A 23,732-nucleotide genomic window follows, 5' to 3' on the forward strand; every position below is an offset into this window, starting at 1 on the left:
CGGCGGGGGGTGTGGCGATGGGGGGGGCCCGGACCGGACCCCGGGTGGCACCGGGGTGGGGGTCCGTCGTCCCGTCGGCCCGTGCGGGGGGCCCCCCGCGGGGGGGGGGGCCCCGGGGCGCGGGGCCCGCGCAGATCAGCGCCAGCAGCGCCGCGGGAAGAGCGGCGAGGGCGAGCGGGCGCCGGGTCCTGTGCCTGCGCCCGCTGTGATGCGTCGGGTTCCTCATCCGTTCGCCCGGCCGTCAGACCGGCAGGGCCCAGGCCTGGTCGACCCGGTGGTCGCCGCAGTCGGTCAGCCGCAGCCGCTCGGCCGGGGCGGCGGCCGCGGGAGCCGTCAGGCACATCCCGCTGACCTCCTCGACGAGGGATCCGCCGCGGCGCTGCGACCAGCTCTGGCCGGGCTGCTCCTCCGGACGGTTCGAGCAGTCGGCCAGTTCCACGATGCGGTCCTCACCCGCCGACAGGCACTCGCCGGCCAGCCGCAGGGTCGCGTCCTTGCCCACGGTCCACCGCTGGTCGGGGGCTCCGGTGCAGGCGGCCATCACCACGGCGCCGACGCCGGTGGTGTTGGCGCCGTCGGCGCAACGGGCGCCGTCACCGACGATCTGCCCGGTCGGCACGGCCTCGGCGCAGCCGCGCGGGCTGAGCCGCCAGACCCCGGTGTCGTGCCCGGCCACCTTGCCGGTCAGCGTCTCGGTGACGTCGCGGCTCGTGCCGGTCCACAGGTCCCGGGCGCCGGCGGTGCAGTCGGTCAGGCCGATCTCGTCGAGCGGCACGTTGATGTCCCGGGTGGCGGCGGAGCGGTTGAGCACGGCCACCGCGCGGTCGCCGTTCGCGAGCGGCCGTACCAGGATCTCGAAGGTGGCGTTGGAGGAGACCACGGAGCCCTGACGGCCCATCGGGTCCTGGTCCAGTTCGATCATCCGCGTGTTGCCGAGGGCCGCGAGGCCCGCCGGGGTCAGCTTCGAGACGTCGGACGACAGGATGAAGGGGGACGCCATCATGGCCCACAGGGCGACCTGGCTGCGGCTCTCGGTGGCCGTGAGCCCGGGGGCGCCCGCGATCAGGAAGTCGGGGTCGTTCCAGTTGCCGGGGCCCGCGTACCGGCCGAGCCAGCGGTTGTAGCCGTAGTTGCCCAGCACCGCGCTCCACCGCGACGTGGCGGGTGCGGCCGGGTTGTAGACCTTGATGTCCTTGCCCTCGCGCCACAGCTGGCCGGTCTCGCCGACCCAGCCGAGGACCTTGTGCCAGTCGGAGCCGCCCCACTCGCCCTGCTGGAAGTAGGCGGGCGCGGAGGCCGACAGGACCATGTCCCGGCCGCTCTCCCGCAGGGCCTTCGCGACGGCGTTGTAGGCGTCGCGGTACGCCTCCTCCTTGGTCGCGCCCTCCGGGACCCAGAGGTTGCAGCCGTCCATCTTGACGTAGTCCACCTCCCAGGAGGCGAACTGCCGGGCGTCCTGCGCGTAGTGGTCCGCGCCGCCGCCCTGGGGGGCGCCGCTGCCCGGGTACTTCTCGCAGGTGAGGGAGCCCGCGTCCTGGTAGATGCCGAACTTCAGGCCCTTGGCGTGCAGATACTCGCCGAGCCAGGCCATGCCGTGCGGGAACTTCGCCGTGTCGACGACCAGACTGCCCTGCGCGTCGCGGCTCTTGGTCATCCAGCAGTCGTCGACGGTCACCGTGTCGTAGCCCTTGGCGGCGAGCCCGGTGGACACGAGCGCGTCGGCGTTGGCCACCACCTTGGCCTCGTTGATGTCGCACATGTAGTGCGCCCAGTTGTTCCAGCCCATGGGAGGGGTGAGCGCGAGCGGGGTGTCCGAGGTCGCCCGGGGCTCGGCCGCCACCGGGGCGGGGGAGAGCGCGAGGGCGAACAGGGCGGCCGCGGTCAGGCAGGGGAGCGTTGCACGCAGGCGAGGCGGCACGGAGTCTCCTTGACGTGGGGTCAGTCGTGCGCCCAGTGCAGCGAGGCGATTACCCACTGTCAACACAAGTCGCTGATTGTCGGCCGATGACCAGCAATATGGCTGCAATCGGTGTCACACGAAAGTGCAGATACATCGTATGTTACGGTGTATCTCATGCCGCGAAGATCAGCAGCCCTGGACCGTGCGACCCCGGAGGCCATCGCCGTCGCCGCCCTGCGGATCCTCGACGAGCAAGGGCCCGGCCACCTGAGCTTCCGCACCCTCGCCGACCGGCTGGAGGTCTCCCACGCCACCGTCCAGCGCCGCTGCACCGACCTCGCCGGCCTGCTCGACCTGTGCACCGAGCACCTCGCCGGGCAGCTCCCGGAGATCCCCGCCGGCACGGACTGGGCGCAGGCCACCGAACAGCGGTTCCGCGCCCTGTACCTGCTGCTCACCGCCCACCCCGGACTGCTGGTGCTGCGCGGCAGCCGGCCCTGGCTCGGGCGGCAGCTGCTGGCCCGGCTCGTCGAGCCCGCCCTCGCCGACAGCATGGCCGCCGGGATGACCGCCGCCGAGGCGATGACCGTCTACCGCCGCATGTACCTGCTCACCCTGGGCAGCGCGGCCTTCGTCGACCACCGGGATCCGGCCGCGGCCACCGCCGCCTCGCGGGCGGCCCTGGCCGCGCTGGATCCCGGGGAGTTCCCCGTGCTCGCGGGCGGACTGCCCGACGTACTGCCCGCCCTGACGGACCACGAGGTCTACTACGTGGCCCTGCGCCAGCTGATCGAAGCCGCCCGGCCGGCCCGGCCCACCCGGCCCGCCCGGTCCACCACCCGCACCTGATGGGGAGACCGTCCATGCACGCAGCACCGGCCCAGCAGCTCGACCACGCGTCCGTCCGCGCCGCCGCCGCCCGGATCGCGGGCGCGATACGCCCCGTCACGGTGGCGCCCGCGGCCGAAGCGGGGGTCTGGTACGCGCTGGAGTACCTCCAGCACACCGGCTCCTTCAAGGCACGCGGCGCCCGCAACTTCCTCGCCGCCCACCACGAGGCCGGCGCCCTCCCGGCCGCCGGAGTCACCATCGCCTCCGGCGGCAACGCCGGGCTCGCCTGCGCCTGGGCGGCCCGCGCGCTGTCCGTGCCCGCGACCGTGTTCCTGCCCGCCAACGCCCCGCGGGTGAAGGTGGAACGGCTGCGCGGGTACGGGTCCGAGGTGCGGCTCGTCGGCGACCGGTACGCCCAGGCACTGGCCGCCTGCGAGGAGTTCGCCGCCGAGAGCGGGGCGCTGAGCAGCCACGCCTACGACCACCCGCTCATCGCCGCGGGCGCCGGAACCCTGCTGGAGGAGATCCGGGCCGCCCTGCCCGGGCTGGACACGGTGGTCGTCGCGGTCGGCGGCGGCGGACTGTTCGCCGGGGTCGCCACGGCCGCGCGCGAACACGGCGTACGGGTGGTCGCGGTCGAGCCGGAGAACTGCCGGGCCCTGAACGCGGCCCTGGCGGCGGGCCGGGTCGTGGACGTGGCCGTGGAATCCGTCGCCGCCGATTCCCTGGGGGCCACCCGGGTCTCGGCGGACGCGCTGGCCGCGGCGCAGGAGAAGAACGTGACGTCGGTCCTCGTGTCCGACACCGAGATCACGGCCGCCCGGCGCGCGCTCTGGGAGGAGCACCGGATCGTGGTCGAGGCGGGCGCGGCCACCGCCGCGGCGGCACTGCGCACGGCGCCGCAGCCGCTGGGCGACCGGGTCGCCGTCATCCTCTGCGGTGCCAACACGGACCCCCGGGACCTGGTGGAACAGGCTGAACAGCATGAGACGCACCACGGTTCGCGGTAGCCGGACTGCCGTTCCCGCCGCTCCGGCAGGGGCGTGAGGTCCGCCGCTGGTGGAGGCGCCCCGCATCACTCGGCGTCGCTGCGCTCCAGAACCAATCCGACGGACCCGTCCTCCAGGCCGTTGCCGTCCTCAAGGTGGAGATGGCTTCCATCGGGAACGCCTTCCCCGGCCAGCACGAGCAGATGGCCGGCCAGTGTCCTGAGCCCAGCAGCATTCGCCTCGATGACGATCTCTCTGCCAAGGTTCCGTACCTCGATCCGCGCATCCTCCTCCCACGTGAAGACCTGTGCCGCACCGTCGGTCAGGACCGTGACGTGAGTGCTCTCGATGGGTGCGCCGCTGGGTTCGAAGGTCATGCCGGACATCATGCCGCTTCCCACACGCGGCTCCGGAGGCCCCGTGCGTCTCACCCGTTCTGCGAGGTCAGGGATTTGATTGTGCCGTGGTCGCCACAGATCACGAATCGGCCGCCGTGGGCAGGGCTCCCCTTGGGCGACCGATCTGCCGTGAGAAACCCTGGTCGGGTGCGCCCTGCCGTGGATACCGTCGGACCATGCAGTGGGTCACCCTGATCAGCACCATGGTTGGCGCTGTGATCGCCACCGGATCCGCCATGCTGCTCGACAGGCACCGATGGCAGCGAGAGCGTCTGGACCGTGAAACGCAGACGCGGCGCACCTTGTACGGGGAGTACCTGGCATGTCTCTCCGAGGCCCGTCACACCTCTGGCAACGTGGCCCGGGATCCGGACATGCCGATTCCTGCACGACGCACCACCGCCCGAGCAGCGTTCGGACCATGTATCGGGTTGCGGTACCAGATGACCATCACGGCACCTACCCGGGTGGTAGATGCCTCCGAAGACGCGTTCCGTCAGCTGCGCGACCTCCGCGACCTCGTGATGGAGGGTGTATTGGTCACCGAGCCGGCCTACTTGGCGGGGCGCCGCAGCTACGACGATGCCCTCGCCGCGCTGCGCCTCCGCATGCGAGAAGACCTCCGCAGAAGTGAAGGTGGCTCTGCGCTCTGGGCCTGGGAATCACCGGTCTCACGGTCGTCATTTGGCCCCTGGCCAGTGAAATCGTGCCCCGGGAGGGTCATGCGGTTCGCCTTGGCGTCCATCGTCTGCGCCGTTCTCCGCCCTAGGCTGACCGGTAACTGCGCGCGGCCTGTGGAATCTCGATGGGTGGGCTCAGCCGTAGCGCGAGTCATCGTGGGTTCAAATCCCACCCACCGCCGCAGGTCAGACAACGAGCTGATCGGAACAGGTGTCCCAAGTGAGGGACATCCCTTCGTCATGGGCCCTGTCTCACCTTGAATCGCCCCTGTACCCCCTTGGAACATTGTTTGTGGACCAGGCGTGGACCGTGGTCCACCAGACTGCAGGGCTCTGACCTGCACTGATGCGGAGATGGGAATACTCTGGGGCTTGTCGGACGTGGTGATCATCTTGTTGTCGGTCGCTCGGCAATCGCGCGTCGCGCAGCCTCCACCAGTTCGCCATGGAGGTGGCCAAGCTGCGTGCAGAGTCGGTCCTCTTCAGCTTGCTCAGCGGCCATCCGCTGGCCGTCCATGGCCAGGAATGCGTCCAGCCAGCGGTCCAAGCACTCATTGTGGTCCTCCACCTGGAGCCGGAGAGCGCGGGCGGGCTGAAGGATGTCCTCGGAGACCAGCAGCCGGACTTGGAAGTAGCTGTTCCTGATGTCGGAGACAGCTTGCCCGATCGCTACTCTCATCTCACCTGACGCCCGGGTCTCGCCCTCCAACGCCCGGGTGATGGCTGACGCAGCTATCGCGTACCTGTCGTACGCGGCGAGTAAGGCACGGCAGGAATCCAGGCGTTGCCCGCGGAGCCAATGCTCATGGTTGATCGTTGCTTGATCATGTACTTGCCTGGCGGTGGCCCGTGCCGTCGTCTCTGCCCCGAGGCGTGCGCCCCTTACGGCAGCCCTGCCACCGATGGCGGCACCGCTGATCCCACCCAGGAGCCCCACACCTGCGGTGATGAGTGCTACAAGTCCTTCGTCCATGAACGCAGAATGCAGGCAAGCAGCCCTGGACGGGTCTCGCTTCCGGAAACAGAAGGGAAGCCTCCGAATGCGGAGCAGGGTGACGACGCTGTGGCGGCCCCTACGTGGCCGTACTCCTTGCTCAGCAGGCCGCCGCCACGAGCCGCATCAAGGAGACGGCCTTCCTTGGCGGTGCCGAAGTCCTCGATGTGGTCGCCGATCAGACGGACCAGCCGGGCCGGGGACGTATCGGAAGTCGATCTCGTCGTCCGTCTCGGGCGGCGTCCAGTCCGCCTTGGCCAGGGGCAGCGAGGGCAGCCGGTCCAGCTCGACGGCGTAGCGCAGGCAGTTGCTGAACACTGGCACCCTGCGGTTCACCGTGTTGTCCGCCGCAGCCGAACCATCCATCTTGCTGGCAAGCGCGTCCAAGGCGCACTGCATGACCGTCGGGGTGTTCAGAGCCGAGATGTCCACGGACTCTCCATGAACATGCCCGGCCCCAACCCGAACAGGACACCGGCCAAAGCCGCTCCGGCCACCGGCGTGGGCGAGGCGGGGTCGTTCTCGCAACGGCCAACGACAAAGCGCAAGTTGACGTGTCCCATGTTGACGGAGGAATCGTGTCGGTGAGCCTCTTCCTGCTACGGTCATCCGCTCGCCGAGGAGGTCGTGATGAATGGATCCCTGCCCGTGGCTGCCCAGGTGGATCTACGGCGTCAGCCGGTGGAAGTCGTGCTGAAGCGCGTGGAAGAGGCCCTCCACGTGCGGTTGGTTCGGGAGGCGCTGGTTCGCAAGCGCCGTTCCTTGGGGGGGCGTACGGAGCGGGGGACCTGGGTGCGGATCGAGCGGCGGGGATTCGAGCGGATCGGCCCGCAGGGATGGAACGGGACCGAGGCCGCCGCCGTCCTGCAAGGCGTCGCGATGCCCGAGTGGTACCAGGGACTGGCGTGGCGCGAGCCCGGCGAGCCGGTGATGTGGCGCGCGGATGAGCTGGAGCTGATTGCGTCGCCGTCTGTCGGCAAGGGCGCCCTGCTGCTCGAAGACCCGGGCCTGCCGGACGTGTGGTGGGAGGCGCTGAACACTTCGCTGGACGCGCTTGCCTCACAGCAGACGCCGCGGATCGCGACACCGGACACGGTGACGATCACTCAGGAGCAGGTGACCCAGGCCCTCGGGGCGGTCTTCCCCGGCATTGTCGATACGCGGATCGAGCGGTGGGCGCCGGCTCATGCGGATCTGACCTGGGCCAACGTGATGGGACCGGAGTTCTCCATCATCGATTGGGAGGACTGGGGCATGGCGCCCCGGGGCCTGGACGCCGCAACCCTATGGGGCAACGCGCTGGCCGTCCCGGCGCTCGCGGACCGCATCCAGCAGGAGCGGCGTGCGGACTTGGAGAGCCGGGACGGCAAGCTGATGTCGCTGTTCTTCTTGTCGAAGATCGTCGGCCCCCACGCGTACGAGGATGATCCGCTGCTGGTTCCGGCCCGGAAGGCGGCCCGGCGTCTGGTGGCCGAGCTTCAGCTCTGACGGTGTAAGTGGAGGCTGCGGAGATATTGGCTGACGGCGAAGGTGTCCACCTTGGCGCCCAGGGCCTGGACCAACTGGGCCAGGTGTCCGGGGTCGTCGGTGCCGACCGCCATGGCGGAGGCGCTGGGCAGGTGGAACGCGGTCCGGAACGCCGCCTGTGTGTGGGATAGATCCCTGTGAGGCGGTTGCAGGAACGGCCGAGGGTCGAACTCCTCCCACAAGTTGCTGTGGTCGCCACCGAAGGGGCTCATGCCCCAGGTCTCCCCTACCTTCCAGGCGGTGCGCAGGACGGTGGTGGCGTCGAGGAGGTCGATGCCCACGAGGAACCCGGCCCGGATCATGAGGACGTCCGGAGACGGCAGGTCATTCACCCTGGCCATGCCGAGCGGCCGGGTGTCCCAGGAAGACACGCCCCAGGTGTGGCACAGGCCGTCGCGGGCCGCGTCGACCATGGCGGTGCAAGCGCTGCCGAGGAGGGCGTGGCCATCGGCCGGGGACAGGCTCGTGAGGCTCCGTTCGGGGTTGTGGAGGAGCACGGTGTCAGGTTCCCTGCCGAATTCCCGGGCCGCCTTCTCGATGGCAGGGCGCAGCCGGCTCGGATCGAGGGAGTGTTGAGCGCTTCCGGCGCCCGGGAAGAAGCCCACCTTCGTGGAGAGGGTGAACTTCGGCAGCAGATCAGCAGCCGTCTCGGCCAGAACCGCGTGCGAGCGGAAGCCGAGGTAGGCAGCCGCGGTGTCCAGGGCCGTGACGCCGAGGTCGAGTGCGGCCGTCAGGATGTCGCGGTGGTGACGAGACCGGTGTAAGCCGAGGACAAGGCGGGGGTCAGCTCTGTGCACAGTTCCTCCTTCAGCAGGATCTCGGCGAGCTGTTCCACGTCCAGGCCGGTCTTCTCGGCGGCGTCGGCGATGTTGACGGGGTGGCCGCTCAGCAGCAGGACGAGCGCGGGGTACGCCTTGCCGGAGAAGGAGAGCCTCTTGCCTGCCGCGAGCACGTCCACGGTGTCGGTGTGCTGCTCGATCACGGGCTCGAAGTCGGTGACGCACACGACGGCCGCGGGTTTGCCGAACAGGCCGGTGGCCGGGACATGCCGGGCGGCCAGGCGTTCCCGCTCCCGGGCATCGAAGAAGTCCTGCGGGGTCAGCTTCGTAGTCATCTCGGCGACGGCGTCGGCCAGGAGCCGCTGCTGTCCCTCCCACTGGTCGGGGGAGTTCCATCGGTCCAGGTCGTACCGGAACAGCTCCTGCGTGCGGGCTTGGTCGGCGAGCCAGGCCAGCCAGTTCACTCCGACGCGCTTCACGATCCCGAAGGTGGCGTGCAGGCTGTAGCCGTCGCCCTGGTTATCCCGGGTGGCCTGGTGCCAGTAGCCGCGGGGGATGTGCATCACGTCGCCGGGCTCCATGACGCCCTGCCACACGATCTCGTCGCTGGGCTCGGAGTTGGGGGCGGAGTCGCGGTACATCGGAGCCTTGCGCGAGGTACCGCGGACTTCCCAGCTCTTGCGGCCGGCGAGCTGGACGATCACGACGTCGTGATCGTCCCAGTGGAGCTTGAAGCCGCTGGCGTCCTGGGTGGTCAGGTAGGCGTTGACCTGCACCAGCTCACGGGCCCACCACTGGAGCGCGCGGCAGGTGGCTTCCATGGCCGGGTCGAAGAAGTCGACCTCGTCCAGAACCATGGTGCAGCCCTCACGCATCAGCGCGCCGACCTTGTACATGTCGGCCATGGGGATGGCCTGCCCCCGCCGGGTGACGGAGGGGTGGATGTAGCGGCCGGGGTGCAGTTCGGCGCCGTCCTGGAAGATACGGAACTGGGGGGTGGTGACGCTGCGGCGCATCACCAAGTCCAGCAACTTCTTGGGGTTGAGCAGGCGATCGAGCAGATCGAGATCCTCGATCGTTCCCCGGGCGAAAGCGGCTCCGAGTTCCCTGGGGCCGTCCCAGCCGAGGGCCTTCTCGATCGCGGTGACGAAGTGGTGGTCCACGTGTTCCTCCGGTCTGCGTCATGGGAGTGAGGGCCGGGGACCCGCCGTGGATGACGAGCCCCCGGTTGGTGCTGTGGCGTGCTGGTGGCGTTACTCCTGCGGGAGGTTCAGGCCGTCGCGGTTCTCGCCGTCGTCGCCCGCGGAGGTGCCGGTGGAGTCGGACTCCGCCGCCGCGGCTGTGAAGCGGTCCTGGACCCTGATCAGGCTCTCGACGCCGATCAGGAGGTCTTCCTTCTGCGCTGCCATGTGTGTCTCCGTTTCCTGGAAGTCCAGGACCGACGGATGCTGGCCCAGCCCCGATGGGGCGTGCCTCACCAGCCCTGTTGTTGCCGGTCCGGTGAGGAGACAGGGGTGGCGCGAGGCCACGGATCGAGCGAACTCGGGATTTGAGCCGGAAGCCTGATACAGGTCAGTGGCCGGGATCACCAGCGATGGCCAGGGTGACCACCAGGACGATGACGGCAGCGGCGTAGAGGAGCACGGCGAGTCGTTGGCGCCAGGCCGACCGAGCTCGACCACGTATCCGGGAATCCCGCTCCAAAGGGGCATTCACTGTCGGGAAGTGGTCACTACGCCGCCCCCGGCGTGGTGGATGCCGGCCGAAGGGCACCGGCGGACGCCGACGTACCGCCACAGCGGGGGCACTCGCACGGGGGGTAGCGGCCGGGGTTGGAGAGGATGTCGAACGGGTCGCCTTCCAGGCCCCGCGTGCCTGGCGACCACGTCCGGCCCGAGTCCCGAGATACCCGGATGTTCATGAGGACGCGGGGTTCTATGCCCAGGCCAGGGGATCTCCCGAGGGCCGTTCGCTCTGTATCAGGAGTGCCCGCCGAATCGTTCAAGGCGGTCGTCCTCGGTCGCTTCGCCATGTCCAGAAGGATCGCGATCGGGACGACGCGCCAGAAAGGCCCAGCGGAATACCCAACTTGGGTAACATCACAATCCGTTGAGCCCTTGAAACGATCCGTAGTCTTCCTCCGGAGCGTGCCCGATGCCCGAGTCACGTCGCACGAAGGAACTACCGGCAAGTCTGCTCACCGATGCCGAGATGATCGGCGCGTGCCGCGTGCGCGACTTCGCGAGGGTCTTTCGCCTGGTCAAGGGTCGTGCAGGCATCTACCCGTCGGTGATCGCACGCCAGTGTGAGCTGACTCCGAGCCGGGTGGGGGAAGTGATCGCGGGCCAGCGGCAGCTTCTCCACATGGACGTGATCGAGCGGATTGCCGACGGGTTGCGCATCCCGGGGCACATGCTCGGGCTTGCCCGACGGGAGTGGGAAACGCCGGTGGTGCTTGCCGTGGCAGAGCGAGAGCCACCGGACTCGGTGCACCCGCCCTCCGGGCTCAGGCCGCTTGCGGCCTTACCCGGGGTGGAGGTCGACAGCATCCTGGCCTTGGCTGCTGGGACGAAACCGAGCCCTTCCACTCTCCAGGCGCTCCGGTCCTCGATTGAGGACTACTGGCGACGCGACGACGAGCACGGAGGAGAGACCCTTCGACCGGCCGTTGTCGGCCAGCTGCGATACGTCGAGGGGCTGTTGAAGGACCAGCGGCCCACGCCGATACAGCACGGCTTGTACGGCATCGCGGCAGAGCTGGCGCGGCTGACGGGTTGGACGTACTTCGACGCCCGGCAGTACCAGCAGGCCCGCGCGTACTTCTCGGAGGCCCTGCAACTGGCCAGAGAGATTGACGACCATCCGTTCATGGCCAACGTGCTGGCCTGCATAAGCCTGCAAGCGACCTACCAGGACAAGCCGGCGGACGCACTTGCACTGGTGTCGGCTGCCCAGGACCAGGCCCGAGCCGCCAGCGGGGCGACGCCGAGAGTGCGGGCGATGCTGGCCCTGCGCGAAGCCTTCGCCCATGCGACCCTGGGGGACCGGAAGGCGACGCATCACGCGATCTCCGAGGCTCACAGTCAGTTCGAGCGCATCCACGAGGACGACCCGGACCCGGCATGGGTGACGTACTTCGATGAGCCGAAGCTCATCGTGGACACGGGCATCGCGCACGGTCGTCTCGGCGAGGGGGCGATCGCCGAACCGCTGATCGCGGATGCGCTGGCGCGGGAAGACCCCGCGAACCAGCGAGGCAGGGCGTTCCATGCCTTGTGGCTGGCCCGCACGCAGCTCCAACGGGGCAAGCTCGACCAGGCGTGCCACACGGCGATAGAGGCCCTGGTGCCTGCCTCTGCGGTGTCGTCCGCGCGGGTGGCCGGGCACCTTCGCGAGTTCTACGAGCAGCTTGCGCCCCATCGCGAGGTGCCGGCCGCGGTTGTCTTCGAGGCACGTCTACGAGCGATGCTTCCCTCCCAGGGTCAGCGAACCCCTTCATCCATCAGGACGTAGAGGAGTCCGACGAGGGAGCCGCTGCTGACGATCTCGCGGCGGTCGATCATGCCTCGGATGTTCGCCAGCGGGATCCACTCGACCCGGTCCGACTCGTTCTTCTCAGTCGGCGGCCCGTCGTACGTGGCGCCGTCCGCGCGGAACAGGTGGTGCTGGGAGTCCGTGATGCCGTTCGCCGGTTCGGCGTAGATCAGCGGATTCATCGGGCCCGGACGCCAGCCGGTCTCTTCGAGGACTTCACGGGCGGCAGCCTCGCCGGGCGTCTCGTCCGCCTCCACCAGGCCCATGGGCAGCTCCCAAGCCCACGCGTCCGTGATGAAGCGGTGACGCCACATCATCAAGACCTCTTGGCGGTCATTGACGACAGCAGCCACGGCTAGGTGGCGGAGTCTGACGACGTGGTGTTCCCAGCGGTGTCCGTCCGGCGTCTCCACGTCGGTGAGCCACAGGTTCACCCACTTGTTTTCGTAGATCGGACGTTCCCCGTGGATCTTCCACTGCATCGCTGCGGCCCCTCTCGATCGGCTTCCAGCATCGCAGAGCCGGATTGAATAGCAGCCTGGTTCAGGGAAATTCACGTCACAGTGACGAATATGGACAGGGCCCTGCAGGGCTACGGTCGCCGTCGAGGCCCTGTGGAGGGTGGAGCTGATGGTTCACCATGCGAGGCGTGCCCAGCAGAGGAATCCGCTCCCGGATACGCGCCAAAGCGCCACGCTGTGGCCGCCTCACCCAGAAGGGGACGCCGTGTCGGCTTCCTCAGGTGAGAGGCGCAGCCTGTCGGCATCACCTGACAGAGGCCGAGCGCGAAGCCTCTGCCGAAGCTGCACGAGACAGGCGTGCCCAGTTGGAGCGGAAGGAGCGGCGGCAGGGCCTCGCGACCATCATGGGGCTTGGCGCCGTGACGCTGGCGATGCTGGCCGGTATGGCTTCTTGTAGCTGGTCGGCATGGGAGGAACGCCGGCGAGAGGCAGCGTGCAAGCCTCACCGTGAAAAGGCCCTGGCACTTGACCAGCAGGCGGGCGCCGCGAAGGTCCCCATGGTCCTGTACGGGTATTCACAAGTCCCTGACCTCCAGCTCAGTCGTTCGCTCTCGCTCCAAGAGCTCCTGTACCGCTTGAGCAGAGCGGTGATCTTCACAGGGTCGGCAGCACCGTTCAGCTGGACCAGCAGATCACCGGGGCAGAGCTCGCAGTGGTCGCCCCACCATCGCCGCCCCTTTGAGCGGTCGGCGGGCCGTCAGTCGTTCTCGTCCGCGCCCTCGCGGACGATCACGACCGTGCCGGCGGAGTACTGCACGACCTGCTGGCTCACCGACCCCAGCAGCGCGCCCTTGAAGCCCCCGTACCCGCGGGTGCCGACCACCGTCAGGTCCGCCTCCTTCGAGGCGTCGACCAGGACCTGCGCCGGGGACCCCTGCTCGACGCGCCGGAACACCGGTACGCCGGGCGAGGTGCCGACGGCCGCGGCGACCGTGTCCGCCAGCTTCCGGCGGGCGGCCTCCTCGGCCGTCACCGCCTCCGCGTCGGCGGTCTCGGTGGCCATCGGGCTGATGGCGAACGGATTGCGGTTCCACTCCCAGGCCATGACGGCGTGTACCCGGCCGCCGGTCATCGCCGCCTGCGCGACCGCCCAGCGCAGCGCCTCCTTGGAATGGTTCGACCCGTCCACGCCGACGACGATCAGGGGCTCGATGGTGGGCTTGCTCACGGTGGTTCCTCTCGCTTCGTCCGGATGGTCGATCTCCTCCCTGTATACACGCAGCGGTGGCTCCGACCTCGAACGACGATCGTTGCGACGACCGACGACTTTCGAGGACAGCCCGCGGCCGACGCCCCTTGCGAGGGTGTGAGTGTCCAGGCGACCGCCGCCGGACACGAACGGCATGGAGGAACGGGCGTGGCTCAGCGCAAGGGTTGTCTGATCGGGTGCGGGGTGGCGCTGGTACTCGGCGTGGGCCTCCTCATGGCACTGGTCTTCGGCATGGGGAAGGTCCTTGAGATGGCCGACAAGACCCTGGTCGACCCTGCGGTCTACGAGGCCGTGAAGACCGGGGACGCGGAGAGCGAGGTCCGCGGCAAGCTCCCGTCCGGCGACAGCTTCGTCAAGAGCGCCCTCAAGGAGGGCGGACCGGCCGAGCCCGAGGGCAGCGCCTGCTCCTGGTACATATCCAACGGCGAGGCCGAGAACGGCGAAGAGACCGTGCTCCGCTTCTGCTTCAAGGACGGCAAGCTCGCGGAGAAGGCCCGGTACCCCATGAAGTGACCCGACCGGCCGTCGGCGCGGGTCAGTTGCCCGCGTCGGCGGCCATCGGCGCTGCCGCGATGCCCGCTTCGTTGCGGATGTCGCGAGGCGCCCGCCCCTCCCAGCGGCGCACCGCCCGGCGCAGCGCGCGCATGTCGCTGTAGCCGACCCGGGCCGCGACCGAGCGGAGCGGCAGGTCGGTGGCGCGCAGGAGCTCCATGGTGTGCTCCTGGCGCACGGCCTCGACCTCCTCGCGCCAGGTCGTGCCGTGCTCGCCCAGGCGTCGCTGGAGGGTGCGCGGGCTCATCGCCAGCCGCTGCGCCACATGCTCCAGGGTCACGGTGTCCTCCCGGAAGGCGGAGTCGAGGACCATCCGGAAGCGGTCCTGCCAGAGCAGGGCCGGCTGCGCGGACGCGATCGTCAGCGCCGCGTGCTGCGCCAGGATGCGGTCCAGCCCCGGCTGCGCCTTGGGCAGCGGTGCGCGCACGTCGTTGTCGTGGAAGGTGATCGAGTTGTACGCGGCGCCGAAGTCGATGCGGGTGGTCCCGAAGAACTCCGCCAGCTGCCGGAAGCGGCCGGACGCGCCGTGCGTCACGGAGACGCGCAGCGGGACGACGGGCCGCCCGGTGGCGGCCCGGGCCCGGGTCAGGAACATGCCCAGGGCGAAGAAGTCGATCGCCTCCACCACATCGGGACCCCAGCTGCCCGTCGCGTGACGGATGGTGAAGGACCGTCCGTCCTCCTCGACGAGGAGCTTCTCCTGGGCCGCGTCGCCGACGACGGCGTTGTACTCCACCGCCTGCTTCAGGGTCTCCCGAAGGCTGGGCCCGGTGCTCACCAGGTAGTCCCACAGGCCGAACGTACCGATCGGCGCCTCGGCGGTGATCAGCGCGCCGATGGCCGTACCCGGCTCCGCGAGCGTCAGCTGCTCCCACACGGCCAGTGCCGACGCGGTCGAGACCCGGGCCAGATCGTTGCCGAGCACCTCGGGTCCGAGGTCCGGTAACCGGGCGACCCTGCCCAGGCCCACACCTGACCGGTGCAAGGCGTCGACGACGAACCGCGCGAGGTGGACGGAGACGGTGCCGTCGGTGCCGGGAGAGCGCATAGGACGGTCGACGCTACCAGCCGGTCACTCGAACTGGCGTGTCAGGTCCCCGCTTTGGCGGGCCAGGTCCCCTGGTGGCGCGAACGTTTCCCTCCCGGCGCGCGGTGTTCGCCGGTGGCGCCGAGGGTCCCCTCGTTGGCGCGTGCGGGTCCTTATCAACGCCTTGGGGACCGGCCTACGTTGGCGTGGATCCCGGTATGTGGATCAAGGAGCGTGCGGCGATCCGTACGGGACCACCGAGTCGAAGGAACCGATGTGACGTTCTCCCCGGCCCACTGGCAGAGCCGCCTCGACGCACTGCGCGCCGCCCATCACGTTCCCGGCGCCACCCTCGCCGTGTTCGCCGACGGGAAGATCCATGAGCTGGCCAGCGGCGTCCTGCACCGTGGCACCGGGGTGGAGGCGACCACCGACTCGGTGTTCCAGCTCGGATCGATAGCGAAGCTCTACACGGCGACCCTGGTCATGCAGCTCGCCGCCGCGGGCGAACTGGACCTCGACGCGCCCGTGATCGAGGTGCTCCCGGAGTTCTCCGTGGCCGACCCGGAGGCCACCAAGACGATCACCACCCGCCAGCTCCTCAGTCACACCAGCGGCCTGACCTGCGACTTCACCTACGACAGCGGCCGCGGGGACGACTGTCTGGCCAAGTACGTGGCGGCCGCCCGGACCGTCGCACTGGACTGTCCGCCCGGCACCGCGGTCTCCTACAGCAGCGTCGGCTACAACATCCTCGGCCGCATCGTCGAGTTCCTCACCGGACGCACCTGGGACCAGGCCCTCAAGGAGCGGCTCGTCGCACCCCTGAGCCTGACCCATACCATGACCCTGCCCGAGGAGGCGCTGGCCTTCCGTACCGCGATGGGTCACCTTCCGGGCGAGGGGCCGGACCCGGAGCCGGCGCCGGCCTGGGACATGATGCCCCGTTCGGCGGGGCCGTACGGACGCGTCCTGGCCACCGCCGCGGACGTGCTCCGGCTGGCCAAGCTGCACCTCGACGGCGGCTCCGCCCCGGACGGCACCCAGATCCTCGGCGCCCGGGCCGTCGCGGAGATGCAGCGGTGGGCGGTCGACGTACCCGACAAGTGGACGGTGAGCGCGGACGGCTGGGGGCTGGGCTGGTCGCTCTACGACTGGAACGGGGTCCCAGGCTACGGCCACGACGGCGCCTCGATCGGCCAGTACGGCTATGTGCGCGTGGTCCCCGGCGCCGATCTCATCGTCGTCCTGCTCACCAACGGGGGCGCCTCCCGCTTCCTCTACGCCGACCTGATGCGGGAACTGCTCCGCGACCTCGGCGGGGTCCACATGCCGCCCGCCTTCGCTCCGCCCGCGCGGCCCCCGGTCGTCGACATGGTCCCGCTGGTCGGCACCTACCGCAGGGAAGGGGTGGTCATCACCGTCAGCGTGCGGCCCGACGGCGCCCCCCACCTGCTGTACGAGTTCGCCGACGGGATGCGGGACTTCTCGCCGCCGCTGGAGATGGACCTCACGCCGCTCAGCGCCACGGTCTTCGCCGCCTCCGGCGCGGGCCCCTCCTTCAGCGGGGACTGGATGCCCGTCGTCTTCGCCACCCTCGTGGACGGCACCCCCTGCTGCTACATCGGCATGCGCTGCGCACCCAGGGCGGACGCCGGCTGACTCGGCACCCCCGTGCGGGTACGTGGGCACGCGCGCCGCCCCGAAGACCGCGTGAGTCCGGCGAAATCGGTGTCCGCCCCGGGGTGCGGATCGAACCCGGTGGCCCGCGCGCAGAAGGCGGCCGGCGCCCGGGGATCGGCACAGTCGAGGTGATCGCGGCGAGCCTCATCAGAGGGTGTACGCCAACTCCTCACTTCCCCTTGAGCAGTTGGTCGACCCTGGGCACGGACAGCCCTATCAGTTCCGACACTTCCCTGAGGGTGCGCCCCTGACGCAGCTCGCCCACGGCGGCGGTGCGGATGTTCTTGACCGTCTTCGCCACATCGGGCAGCAGCTGATCGGTGAACAGCCGTGCGGCCCGTTCCCGCGCGACGGGGGTCTCGATGCCGGCCAGGCGCGCCCGGACCGCGCTCAGGTACTCGACGGTCAAGATGCGCAGGTCATCGTGCACGTGCTGGTCGGAAGGGATGGTGTCGGTCATGGGGACAGCGTACGCAGGCGTGGTAGGAATTTAAGATGACCTTCCCTGTCGGCGCGTGTCGCGCCGTGTGGGAGGAGGCCCAAGTGAGCGCCCAGGGCGAGGTGTTCGGGATGCCGCGCGACAACGCGGCGGTCAAGTGCCCGAGGCGGTCACTCCGTTGCGAGGAGCGGATCGAGGGGGACGGCCGCCGGCCCGCAGTCATCACACACCAGGAGCGCCAGCGTGATCCTCGAACTTGCTGTCATCTACACGACCCGGCTCGGTGCCTGCCGCGACTTCTACGGGGGCATCGGCCTCGACCTCGTGCGCGAGCGGCACGGGAAGGGGCCGGAGCACTACGCGGCGACGCTCGCCGACGGCGGCGTTCTGGAGCTCTACCCGGCCACGGGCCGCCCCGAGACCGGGTACCTGCGCCTCGGCCTCACCGCCCCGCCGAACGGCGCCGGGTTCCTGCCGCCGGGCCGGCACACGCTGACCGACCCGGACGGCCGTACGGTCGTCCTCACCGTCGGCGAGGCCCGCTCGGGCCGGCTCCCGCCGGAGCCGCACACCGGTGAGCGGACCCGGTCGGCCGGCGCCGTCTCCCGCACGTCGAACGGCGGCCCCGTACCTCCCGAGGGCCGCACGGGCGTCACCTACACCGAGATAGCCGAGCACTACGGCATGAGCGCCCGCTACCTGTCGGAGAATCCCCGATGGGGACGGCACCCCGGGTGGCCCGCCGCCATCGGCAAGCGCGGCAGGACCATCGAGTTCGACCCGGAGGCCATCGCCCGCTTCTTCGGCGAGCACCACACCCGGGAAGCCACCGCGCTCGAACCGTCCCGCCGTTACACCGTCGTCGAGATCGCCGAGGCGTCCGGCCTGCAGCCCGACAGCATCCGGTCGGACATCAGCCGCGGACGGTGGCCCGCCCCGGACGAGATGGACGGCGACCGGAAACTCTGGCGGGGCGAGACGGTGGCCACGCACCTGGCCGGCCGCCGCATCTACCGCAACAAGCCCAAGTGACTACCGCCCGGCGGCGGCGAGGCGGAGGCCGGCCAGGGGCAGCGCGATCCGCGCGGCGGCGCGTGCCGGGAGCCGGGCGGCCCGCACGTCGATCCAGGTGAGTACGCGGGCCTGCTCGTCCGCGTCGCACAGCGCGAGGTGGAACAGCAGCTGCCGCCAGGCGCACGCGGTGCTCTTCGCGGTGGCCGCGGGGCCGGTCGCGGCGGCGAACGCGCCCCGGGCCGCGCCCTCCCAGCCGCCCCGCGGGGTGACACCCGCGTGCACGACCAGGGTGGCGAGGTTCGAAGTGGTGAGGATCCGGGCCTGTCCGATGACCGCCGGGTCGCTCGCCAGCGGCTGCCCCGGGCGCCCGGCACGCTCGGCGCACAACTGGGCGAAGCCGTACCGGTCCTGGGCGTCCGCCAGCTCCCGCACCGCCGCGTAGTCGATGCCGTGGTAGCGCTCGTACACCGTGCCGCGCAGCAGCCCGGCGGCGGTCCGCGCGGCCGCGAGGACGGCGGGGTCGGCCATCCCGCTGTACGCGTCGGCCAGTGGCTCCGCGGCGAACGGCACGGGCAGCCCGGCGAGCTGCGCGAGCTGGGACAGCACCCGTACGTGCAGGTTGGGCAGCCCGGTGCCCGGGAAGGCCCGCACGCAGGCCTCGCCGAGCATCCGCAGGGTCGAACGGGCCTGCTCCACCGGGTCCGAGGCCCAGGGGGCGACCGCGCGGACCCAGGGCAGCCCGGTGATCCGGGCATGGTGCTCCGGGGTCCACCACAACGGGTACCGGCGACCGCGCCGGGCCCGGTAGGTCGCCGCGATCAGTGTGCGCAGCGACGCGTCGGCGTATCCCCGGGCGGTGTGCGTGGTGATCAACTGTTCCGCCACCTCGCCCAGTACCTCGGCGGAGGGGATCAGTCCGTGCTCCAGCAGCGTGTCCAGGGGCGCGCTGCGCGCCGCGGTGACCGCGGCCCGTACCGATGCCGGGACGGCGGTTCCGGCGGGCAGCCCGGACGTCCCGGCCTCCTCGGCGGTCACCGGGCCGATCAGCGGTCCGACGTCCTCCAGCCCCCGGCTCACATCGAGCGGGGCGAGCCGGCGCAGCACGAGAGCGGCCAGGTCGTGGTGCGCGGTCCGGTCCGTCTGCCGGGCCTGGGCCCGGCGCAGCCGGGTGTGTTCGGCGGAGCCGGGCCGGCCCCGTTTGGCGACCATCGAGGCGACGGCACGGCGCAGCAGTCCGGCGAGGCGGGGCGACAGCTCGCGCCCGGCGGCCCTCTCCTCCAGCGCGCGGCGCAGGACGGCCGGATTGGACTTGGGGTCGAGGTGCTTGGTGCAGCGGGTGTGCGCGGCCGCGAGCCGCCGGTACCGCGCGAGCAGGGCGGCACCCTCACCGGCGCCCGCCCTGGCGTCCTGCCCCGCGACCGCCCCGGCGTCCTGCCCCGCGACCGCCCCGGCGTTCTGCCCCGCGCCCGCCCCGGCGTTCTGCCCCGCGCCCGCCCCGGCGCGCTGCTCGGCGTCCGCGCCGACGCGCAGCCAGTGGTCGAGCAGCTCGTCCTCGAAGGGCCGCCAGACGGTCAGCGCCTCGTGCTGCGCCTCGATGCCGGGACGGGGCGCGCGGCGCGCGAGCGTCCCGGCGACCTCGCCGACGGTGCGCACGTGCACGGCGTCCGCGCCGGGTACGGGCCGGTCCGCGGGGTGCGGCGCGAACCGCACCTCGCCGGCGAAGGGCCGTATCTCCTCGACGAGGGCGGCCGCCGCTCCGGTCTCCCCGGCACGCACCAGCCACGCCACGCAGAGCAGCGCGGCCTCCTCCGGCGCGCGCACCTCGTAGCGCCCGCTGTCGAGCAGCGACCAGAGCCGGGCGAGGCCCTCGTCGGTGAGGCAGTGGTCGAAGAGTCCGGCGGTGGAGAGCCCCGAGGCGGGGAGTCCGAAGGCCGGGAGCTGATTTCCGGTGTTCCTGTCCATGGCCGGCGTGGCAGGTCCTGCCCCTGCGCCCTCCGACTGTGCAGGTCGGTGCTCTGGCTACTGAGCTACACGCCGTTCGAGGGGAATCTAGACGGGCGTCCCTCACTCGCACAACCCGGCTCCGTGCGCGTCGCCGCGGGCACCGGCTAAAGCGGTTTCGCGAGGTGCGGGTAAAGCGCATTAGTGGAGACCTGTCATGAACCATCGATAAGAAGTCAAACTTTGACGCGCAAGCGGCTTCGTCATCGAATCGACACCCTCCCCAACCGCCTTTGCACTAAAGCGCATCAGTCCAGCTCGGGGTGGTGGTGATCGAGGATTGTGCGACATGTTCGGGCCGGGCGTGCCATTCGGCACCAATGCGTCACCGGCCAGCCGTCATCCTGCCTCATTGACGAGGTCTTGCTTTCGGACGACCGTGGGCACCGCCTCCGGCGATGAGGCCGGACTCCTGCAAAGGCGGCGACGATGACCCGTTCGAACCCGACCCGTATCGCTGTTGCCCTGCTGGCGACGGGAACCCTCCTCTCGACCGCCGCGTGCGGTCTGGACGGCGGAGCCGCCGACGCGAAGGAGGCGCAGCGGACGGGCAGGGTGGCCGGCGAGATCACCTTCCGGACCCTCCAGCTGAAGCCCACCTTCACGGCCTACGTACAGGGGGTCATCGACGCCTTCGAGCAGCGGTACCCCGACGTCAAGGTCACATGGGAGGACGTCCCCGGCGACGGCTACAACGAGAAACTCGTCGCGGACGCCCAGGCCGGAGCCCTCCCCGACGTGGTCAACCTCTCCACCGACTCCTTCCAGCTCCTCGGCGACCGGGGCATGCTCGCCGATGTGGCCGCCCTCGACGGCGCGTCGGCCAAGGAGTACGTGCCGGGCGCCTGGGAGCAGTTCAAACTGCCCGGCAAGGGCGACAGCGTGTACGCGTACCCCTGGTACGTGACCCCGGAGATCCTCACCTACAACAGAGAGCTCTTCGAGAAGGCCGGTCTGGACCCGGCCGCGCCGCCGACCGGCGTGGAGCAGTTCTTCGACTACGCCGAGCGGATCGCCGCCTCGTCCGGCGGCCAGTACTCCGCCTTCATGGCCGACCCCAAGGGCCGGCTGCCCGGGGACTGGCAGAAGATGGGCATCCCGATCCTCAGCGAGAAGCGCGACCGCTTCACCTTCGACACGGACAAGGCCGTCCGGTGGGTGGAGCGGATGAAGGACCTCTACGCCAAGGGCGCCATGCCCAAGGAGTCCCTCCTCAAGTCCGACGACATCAACCAGCTCTACGGCAGCGGCAAGCTCGTCTTCGGTCCGGGATCCCCGGGCTTCGTCAAGGACATCAAGCAGAACGCCCCGCAGATCTACGCCAGGACCCAGGTCGCCGGAGCCGTCACGGGCGAGCTCGGCCACATCGGCATCTACGCCCAGTCGCTCGGCATCAGGAAGGACACCAAGCACGTGGACGCGGCGGCCGAGTTCGCCAAGTGGGTCACCAACGGCCCCAACCAGGTGGAGTTCTCCAGGAAGGCGACCATCTACCCGTCCAACGCCCAGGGCCTCGCCGATCCGTTCTTCTCCGAAAAGGGCGACGGCAAGGACGCGGAGACCCTCGCCCGCGCGGTCGGCGCCGACCAGCTGAGGACCGCCGCGCTCGACGCCAACACCCCCGTCCAGTGGACCAACCAGGTCGGTGACGCCGTCGTACGAGAGATGCAGAAGGCCATCAAGGGCGAACAGGACCCGCGGACAGCCGTGCAGAAGGCGCAGGAAGCGGCGAACAAGCTCCTCGCCGCCGCGGCCGAGAAGTGACCGGCGGCGCCGCCGACGGGCCGCGGGGCGGCGGTACGGCACACGAACGGCGTCGCGGAGCGGCGCGCAGGCGGCGCGCCCTGCGGGCCATGGAGACCGAGACCGGGCTGCCCCACCGCAGGTGGTGGACCCCCTACCTGTTCCTCGCGCCCGGCCTGGCGATGGTGACCCTGTTCAGCCTCTGGCCGTTCGTCAACACCGTCATCCTCTCCCTCACCGACGCCCAGATCCTGCGCGGCGGCAGCTTCGTCGGCCTCGACAACTACCGTCGCGCCTTCGCCGACCCCGACTTCTGGGTCGCGACCGGCAACAGCGTCCTGTACCTCGTGGTCGTCGTCCCCTGCCTGGTCCTCCTGCCGCTGGCCCTCGCGGTCCTCGTGCAGGCGAAGATCCCCGGTATCGGCTTCTTCCGTTCCGCCTTCTACACCCCGGTGATCGCCTCCGCCGTGGTCGTCGGGCTGATCTGGCAGTGGGTGCTGCGCAGCGACGGCCTCGTCAACACCGTCTTCCAGCGGCTGCACCTGGTCTCCGAGCCGGTCCCGTTCCTGACGGACTCGGCGATGCTGCTGGTCTCCGCGATGATCGTGACCGTGTGGAAGGGCCTCGGCTACTACATGGTCTTCTACCTGGCGGCCCTCGGGAACGTCTCCGCCACCCTCCACGAGGCGGCCGCGATCGACGGCGCCGGCCCCGTCCGCCGCTTCTTCAGCATCACCGTGCCCCAGGTGAAGCCGATGATGCTGCTGGTCGGCACCCTCTCCGCCATCTCGGCGCTGCGCGTGTTCACCGAGATCTACATACTCGGCGGCGAGAGCGGCGGCCCCGGCGGCGGCGCCCGCACCCTGCCCTTCCTGATCCGGCAGGTCGGCCTCGGCTTCTCCGGCGAGACCGGCTACGCCTCCGCCATCTCCATCCTGCTGTTCTTCCTGACCCTGGTCTTCAGCCTGCTGGGCCGCCGCCTGTCGAAGGGAGACGAGAGTTGAGCGCACCGTCCTCCTCCGGGAGCGGACGGCCGCCCCGGCGCACCGCCGCCGCCCGCAGACGCCACCGGATCGGCCTGGCCGGGCGGTACGCCACGCTGGTGCTGATGCTCGTGGTCATGCTGGGCCCCATCGTCTGGCAGTTCCTGACCTCGATGCGCGGCCGTACCGAGAACGTGTACGACGGCGTGCTGCCCGCGCAGCCCACCCTCGACAACTACGTGCGGGTCGCCGAGTCCTTCCCGCTGCTGCAGTACGCCGGCAACACCCTCACCGTCGCCGCCCTCGCGATCACCTCGAACATGCTCTTCGCGGCGATGGGCGGCTACGCGCTCTCCCGGGCCGCCTGGAAGGGCCGCCAGGTCGTCTTCACCGTGCTGGTGGCGACCCTGATGTTCCCCTTCGAGTCCGTGATGATCTCGATGTTCCTCACCGTCCGCGAGATGGGCCTGGTCGACACCCTCATCGGCGTCTGGCTGCCCGGCGCGGTCTCCGTGCTCAACGTCATGATCATGCGGGCGGCCTTCCTCGCCGTGCCCCGGGAGGTCGAGGAGGCCGCGGTCCTGGACGGGGCGGGCGAATGGACCCGCTTCACCCGGGTCTTCCTCCCCGCCGCCAAGGGCGCCCTCGCCGTCGTCTGCATCACCAGCTTCATGGGCGCCTGGGACGACTTCCTGTGGCCCCTGCTGGTCCTCACGAACAGCGACCACTACACCCTCCAGCTCGGCCTGAAGACCCTGGCCGGCGCCACCACCGTCAACGACCAGCGGCTCGTCGCCGCCGGCGCGATGGCCGCGCTCCTCCCGATGATGCTGCTCTTCTTCGCCCTCCAGCGTTTCTTCTTCAAGGGCGTGGGCGAGGGAGCCGTCAAGACCTGAGCCGGCCCGCCCGCCATCCGTACCGAGACAC

Annotated in this window: 22 protein-coding genes and 1 tRNA gene; 10 read left to right on the forward strand and 13 right to left on the reverse strand. The window is 70.3% G+C overall.

Annotated elements, in window-relative coordinates:
- Nucleotides 1–241: 241 nt before the first annotated feature.
- On the reverse strand, nucleotides 242–1,918 hold the full coding sequence (locus tag ACFY04_RS16125; RefSeq protein ID WP_389117110.1) for a ricin-type beta-trefoil lectin domain protein: 1,677 nt from the start codon (nucleotides 1,916–1,918) through the stop codon (nucleotides 242–244).
- Between the two features lie 156 nt (nucleotides 1,919–2,074).
- Between ACFY04_RS16125 and ACFY04_RS16130 the strand changes: the two genes are divergently transcribed.
- Both ACFY04_RS16130 and ACFY04_RS16135 read left to right on the forward strand, forming a co-directional pair.
- A complete protein-coding gene (locus tag ACFY04_RS16130) occupies nucleotides 2,075–2,749 on the forward strand; it encodes a TetR/AcrR family transcriptional regulator (RefSeq protein ID WP_389117111.1) in 675 nt (224 codons plus the stop codon).
- Nucleotides 2,750–2,763: 14 nt separating this feature from the next.
- The gene (locus ACFY04_RS16135; RefSeq protein WP_389117113.1) at nucleotides 2,764–3,741 is read left to right on the forward strand and encodes a serine/threonine dehydratase; all 978 of its coding nucleotides are present in this window, start codon (nucleotides 2,764–2,766) and stop codon (nucleotides 3,739–3,741) included.
- A gap of 65 nt (nucleotides 3,742–3,806) precedes the next feature.
- Here the strand turns inward: ACFY04_RS16135 and ACFY04_RS16140 are convergent, their stop codons facing one another.
- From ACFY04_RS16140 to ACFY04_RS16150, 3 genes are all read right to left on the reverse strand, one after another.
- Complete coding sequence (locus tag ACFY04_RS16140) at nucleotides 3,807–4,097, reverse strand: hypothetical protein (RefSeq protein ID WP_389117114.1); 291 nt, start codon at nucleotides 4,095–4,097, stop codon at nucleotides 3,807–3,809.
- Between the two features lie 1,089 nt (nucleotides 4,098–5,186).
- Complete coding sequence (locus ACFY04_RS16145; RefSeq protein WP_389117116.1) at nucleotides 5,187–5,771, reverse strand: hypothetical protein; 585 nt, start codon at nucleotides 5,769–5,771, stop codon at nucleotides 5,187–5,189.
- A 147-nt stretch (nucleotides 5,772–5,918) separates the two neighbouring features.
- Complete coding sequence (locus ACFY04_RS16150) at nucleotides 5,919–6,224, reverse strand: hypothetical protein (protein WP_389117117.1); 306 nt, start codon at nucleotides 6,222–6,224, stop codon at nucleotides 5,919–5,921.
- 198 nt (nucleotides 6,225–6,422) lie between these two features.
- On the opposite strand from ACFY04_RS16150, the gene ACFY04_RS16155 reads away from it, so the two are divergent.
- Entirely contained in the window at nucleotides 6,423–7,280 is an 858-nt protein-coding gene (locus ACFY04_RS16155; protein ID WP_389117118.1) for a hypothetical protein, read from the forward strand.
- Here ACFY04_RS16155 and ACFY04_RS16160 read toward each other — a convergent pair.
- From ACFY04_RS16160 to ACFY04_RS16170, 3 genes are all read right to left on the reverse strand, one after another.
- Nucleotides 7,271–8,116, reverse strand: a complete 846-nt coding sequence (locus ACFY04_RS16160; protein ID WP_389117119.1) for an aldo/keto reductase — start codon at nucleotides 8,114–8,116, stop codon at nucleotides 7,271–7,273. The genes ACFY04_RS16155 and ACFY04_RS16160 overlap by 10 nt on opposite strands.
- On the reverse strand, nucleotides 8,050–9,261 hold the full coding sequence (locus ACFY04_RS16165) for a JmjC domain-containing protein (RefSeq protein WP_389117120.1): 1,212 nt from the start codon (nucleotides 9,259–9,261) through the stop codon (nucleotides 8,050–8,052). Before ACFY04_RS16165 ends, ACFY04_RS16160 begins: the two co-directional genes overlap by 67 nt.
- 90 nt (nucleotides 9,262–9,351) lie before the next feature.
- A complete protein-coding gene (locus tag ACFY04_RS16170; RefSeq protein ID WP_188268456.1) occupies nucleotides 9,352–9,507 on the reverse strand; it encodes a hypothetical protein in 156 nt (51 codons plus the stop codon).
- A 745-nt stretch (nucleotides 9,508–10,252) separates the two neighbouring features.
- Between ACFY04_RS16170 and ACFY04_RS16175 the strand changes: the two genes are divergently transcribed.
- Nucleotides 10,253–11,611, forward strand: a complete 1,359-nt coding sequence (locus tag ACFY04_RS16175; protein WP_389117122.1) for a hypothetical protein — start codon at nucleotides 10,253–10,255, stop codon at nucleotides 11,609–11,611.
- On the opposite strand, the gene ACFY04_RS16180 is transcribed toward ACFY04_RS16175, so the two are convergent.
- Both ACFY04_RS16180 and ACFY04_RS16185 read right to left on the reverse strand, forming a co-directional pair.
- Complete coding sequence (locus tag ACFY04_RS16180) at nucleotides 11,581–12,114, reverse strand: NUDIX hydrolase (RefSeq protein WP_389117124.1); 534 nt, start codon at nucleotides 12,112–12,114, stop codon at nucleotides 11,581–11,583. The genes ACFY04_RS16175 and ACFY04_RS16180 overlap by 31 nt on opposite strands.
- Nucleotides 12,115–12,850: 736 nt before the next feature.
- Complete coding sequence (locus ACFY04_RS16185; protein WP_389117125.1) at nucleotides 12,851–13,321, reverse strand: universal stress protein; 471 nt, start codon at nucleotides 13,319–13,321, stop codon at nucleotides 12,851–12,853.
- A 189-nt stretch (nucleotides 13,322–13,510) separates the two neighbouring features.
- Here ACFY04_RS16185 and ACFY04_RS16190 point away from each other — a divergent pair, with 189 nt between their 5' ends.
- Nucleotides 13,511–13,876: a hypothetical protein gene (locus ACFY04_RS16190; RefSeq protein ID WP_389117126.1), complete on the forward strand. Its 366-nt coding sequence runs from the start codon at nucleotides 13,511–13,513 to the stop codon at nucleotides 13,874–13,876.
- 22 nt (nucleotides 13,877–13,898) lie between these two features.
- Here the strand turns inward: ACFY04_RS16190 and ACFY04_RS16195 are convergent, their stop codons facing one another.
- Nucleotides 13,899–14,963: an AraC family transcriptional regulator ligand-binding domain-containing protein gene (locus ACFY04_RS16195; RefSeq protein WP_389117128.1), complete on the reverse strand. Its 1,065-nt coding sequence runs from the start codon at nucleotides 14,961–14,963 to the stop codon at nucleotides 13,899–13,901.
- A gap of 255 nt (nucleotides 14,964–15,218) precedes the next feature.
- Here ACFY04_RS16195 and ACFY04_RS16200 point away from each other — a divergent pair, with 255 nt between their 5' ends.
- Nucleotides 15,219–16,604 carry a serine hydrolase domain-containing protein gene (locus tag ACFY04_RS16200; protein WP_389117130.1) on the forward strand — a complete coding sequence of 462 codons (1,386 nt, stop codon included), beginning with the start codon at nucleotides 15,219–15,221 and terminating at the stop codon, nucleotides 16,602–16,604.
- A gap of 190 nt (nucleotides 16,605–16,794) precedes the next feature.
- On the opposite strand, the gene ACFY04_RS16205 is transcribed toward ACFY04_RS16200, so the two are convergent.
- Nucleotides 16,795–17,085 (reverse strand): hypothetical protein, encoded by a 291-nt coding sequence (locus ACFY04_RS16205; RefSeq protein ID WP_389117132.1) that lies wholly within the window; start codon nucleotides 17,083–17,085, stop codon nucleotides 16,795–16,797.
- A gap of 222 nt (nucleotides 17,086–17,307) precedes the next feature.
- On the opposite strand from ACFY04_RS16205, the gene ACFY04_RS16210 reads away from it, so the two are divergent.
- On the forward strand, nucleotides 17,308–18,096 hold the full coding sequence (locus tag ACFY04_RS16210; RefSeq protein ID WP_389117133.1) for a hypothetical protein: 789 nt from the start codon (nucleotides 17,308–17,310) through the stop codon (nucleotides 18,094–18,096).
- On the opposite strand, the gene ACFY04_RS16215 is transcribed toward ACFY04_RS16210, so the two are convergent.
- Together ACFY04_RS16215 and ACFY04_RS16220 are read right to left on the reverse strand one after the other, a co-directional pair.
- Entirely contained in the window at nucleotides 18,097–20,040 is a 1,944-nt protein-coding gene (locus ACFY04_RS16215; RefSeq protein WP_389117135.1) for a hypothetical protein, read from the reverse strand. It lies immediately after the preceding gene.
- Nucleotides 20,040–20,115: transfer RNA gene (locus tag ACFY04_RS16220), tRNA-Cys, on the reverse strand. The genes ACFY04_RS16215 and ACFY04_RS16220 overlap by 1 nt, the downstream gene beginning before the upstream one ends.
- Before the next feature lie 393 nt (nucleotides 20,116–20,508).
- On the opposite strand from ACFY04_RS16220, the gene ACFY04_RS16225 reads away from it, so the two are divergent.
- The 3 genes from ACFY04_RS16225 to ACFY04_RS16235 all read left to right on the forward strand — a co-directional run bounded on the left by ACFY04_RS16225 (nucleotide 20,509) and on the right by ACFY04_RS16235 (nucleotide 23,701).
- Nucleotides 20,509–21,843: an ABC transporter substrate-binding protein gene (locus ACFY04_RS16225; protein WP_389117136.1), complete on the forward strand. Its 1,335-nt coding sequence runs from the start codon at nucleotides 20,509–20,511 to the stop codon at nucleotides 21,841–21,843.
- An 89-nt stretch (nucleotides 21,844–21,932) separates the two neighbouring features.
- Nucleotides 21,933–22,826, forward strand: a complete 894-nt coding sequence (locus ACFY04_RS16230; RefSeq protein ID WP_389117139.1) for a carbohydrate ABC transporter permease — start codon at nucleotides 21,933–21,935, stop codon at nucleotides 22,824–22,826.
- Nucleotides 22,823–23,701, forward strand: coding sequence for a carbohydrate ABC transporter permease (locus tag ACFY04_RS16235; RefSeq protein WP_389117141.1), 879 nt, complete (start codon nucleotides 22,823–22,825; stop codon nucleotides 23,699–23,701). Before ACFY04_RS16230 ends, ACFY04_RS16235 begins: the two co-directional genes overlap by 4 nt.
- Nucleotides 23,702–23,732 lie beyond the last annotated feature (31 nt).

The organism is Streptomyces sp. NPDC001549 (assembly GCF_042894025.1).
Lineage (GTDB): Bacteria > Actinomycetota > Actinomycetes > Streptomycetales > Streptomycetaceae > Streptomyces > Streptomyces kutzneri.

Bases quoted from the DNA above. Each gene is read 5' to 3' on its own strand.
- ACFY04_RS16130 (WP_389117111.1), top strand. From the start codon at position 2,075: ATGCCGCGAAGATCAGCAGCCCTGGACCGTGCGACCCCGGAGGCCATC.
- ACFY04_RS16135 (WP_389117113.1), top strand. From the start codon at position 2,764: ATGCACGCAGCACCGGCCCAGCAGCTCGACCACGCGTCCGTCCGCGCC.
- ACFY04_RS16140 (WP_389117114.1), bottom strand. From the start codon at position 4,097: ATGACCTTCGAACCCAGCGGCGCACCCATCGAGAGCACTCACGTCACG.
- ACFY04_RS16145 (WP_389117116.1), bottom strand. From the start codon at position 5,771: ATGGACGAAGGACTTGTAGCACTCATCACCGCAGGTGTGGGGCTCCTG.
- ACFY04_RS16155 (WP_389117118.1), top strand. From the start codon at position 6,423: ATGAATGGATCCCTGCCCGTGGCTGCCCAGGTGGATCTACGGCGTCAG.
- ACFY04_RS16170 (WP_188268456.1), bottom strand. From the start codon at position 9,507: ATGGCAGCGCAGAAGGAAGACCTCCTGATCGGCGTCGAGAGCCTGATC.
- ACFY04_RS16175 (WP_389117122.1), top strand. From the start codon at position 10,253: ATGCCCGAGTCACGTCGCACGAAGGAACTACCGGCAAGTCTGCTCACC.
- ACFY04_RS16180 (WP_389117124.1), bottom strand. From the start codon at position 12,114: ATGCAGTGGAAGATCCACGGGGAACGTCCGATCTACGAAAACAAGTGG.
- ACFY04_RS16195 (WP_389117128.1), bottom strand. From the start codon at position 14,963: ATGCGCTCTCCCGGCACCGACGGCACCGTCTCCGTCCACCTCGCGCGG.
- ACFY04_RS16205 (WP_389117132.1), bottom strand. From the start codon at position 17,085: ATGACCGACACCATCCCTTCCGACCAGCACGTGCACGATGACCTGCGC.
- ACFY04_RS16215 (WP_389117135.1), bottom strand. From the start codon at position 20,040: ATGGACAGGAACACCGGAAATCAGCTCCCGGCCTTCGGACTCCCCGCC.
- ACFY04_RS16225 (WP_389117136.1), top strand. From the start codon at position 20,509: ATGACCCGTTCGAACCCGACCCGTATCGCTGTTGCCCTGCTGGCGACG.
- ACFY04_RS16230 (WP_389117139.1), top strand. From the start codon at position 21,933: ATGGAGACCGAGACCGGGCTGCCCCACCGCAGGTGGTGGACCCCCTAC.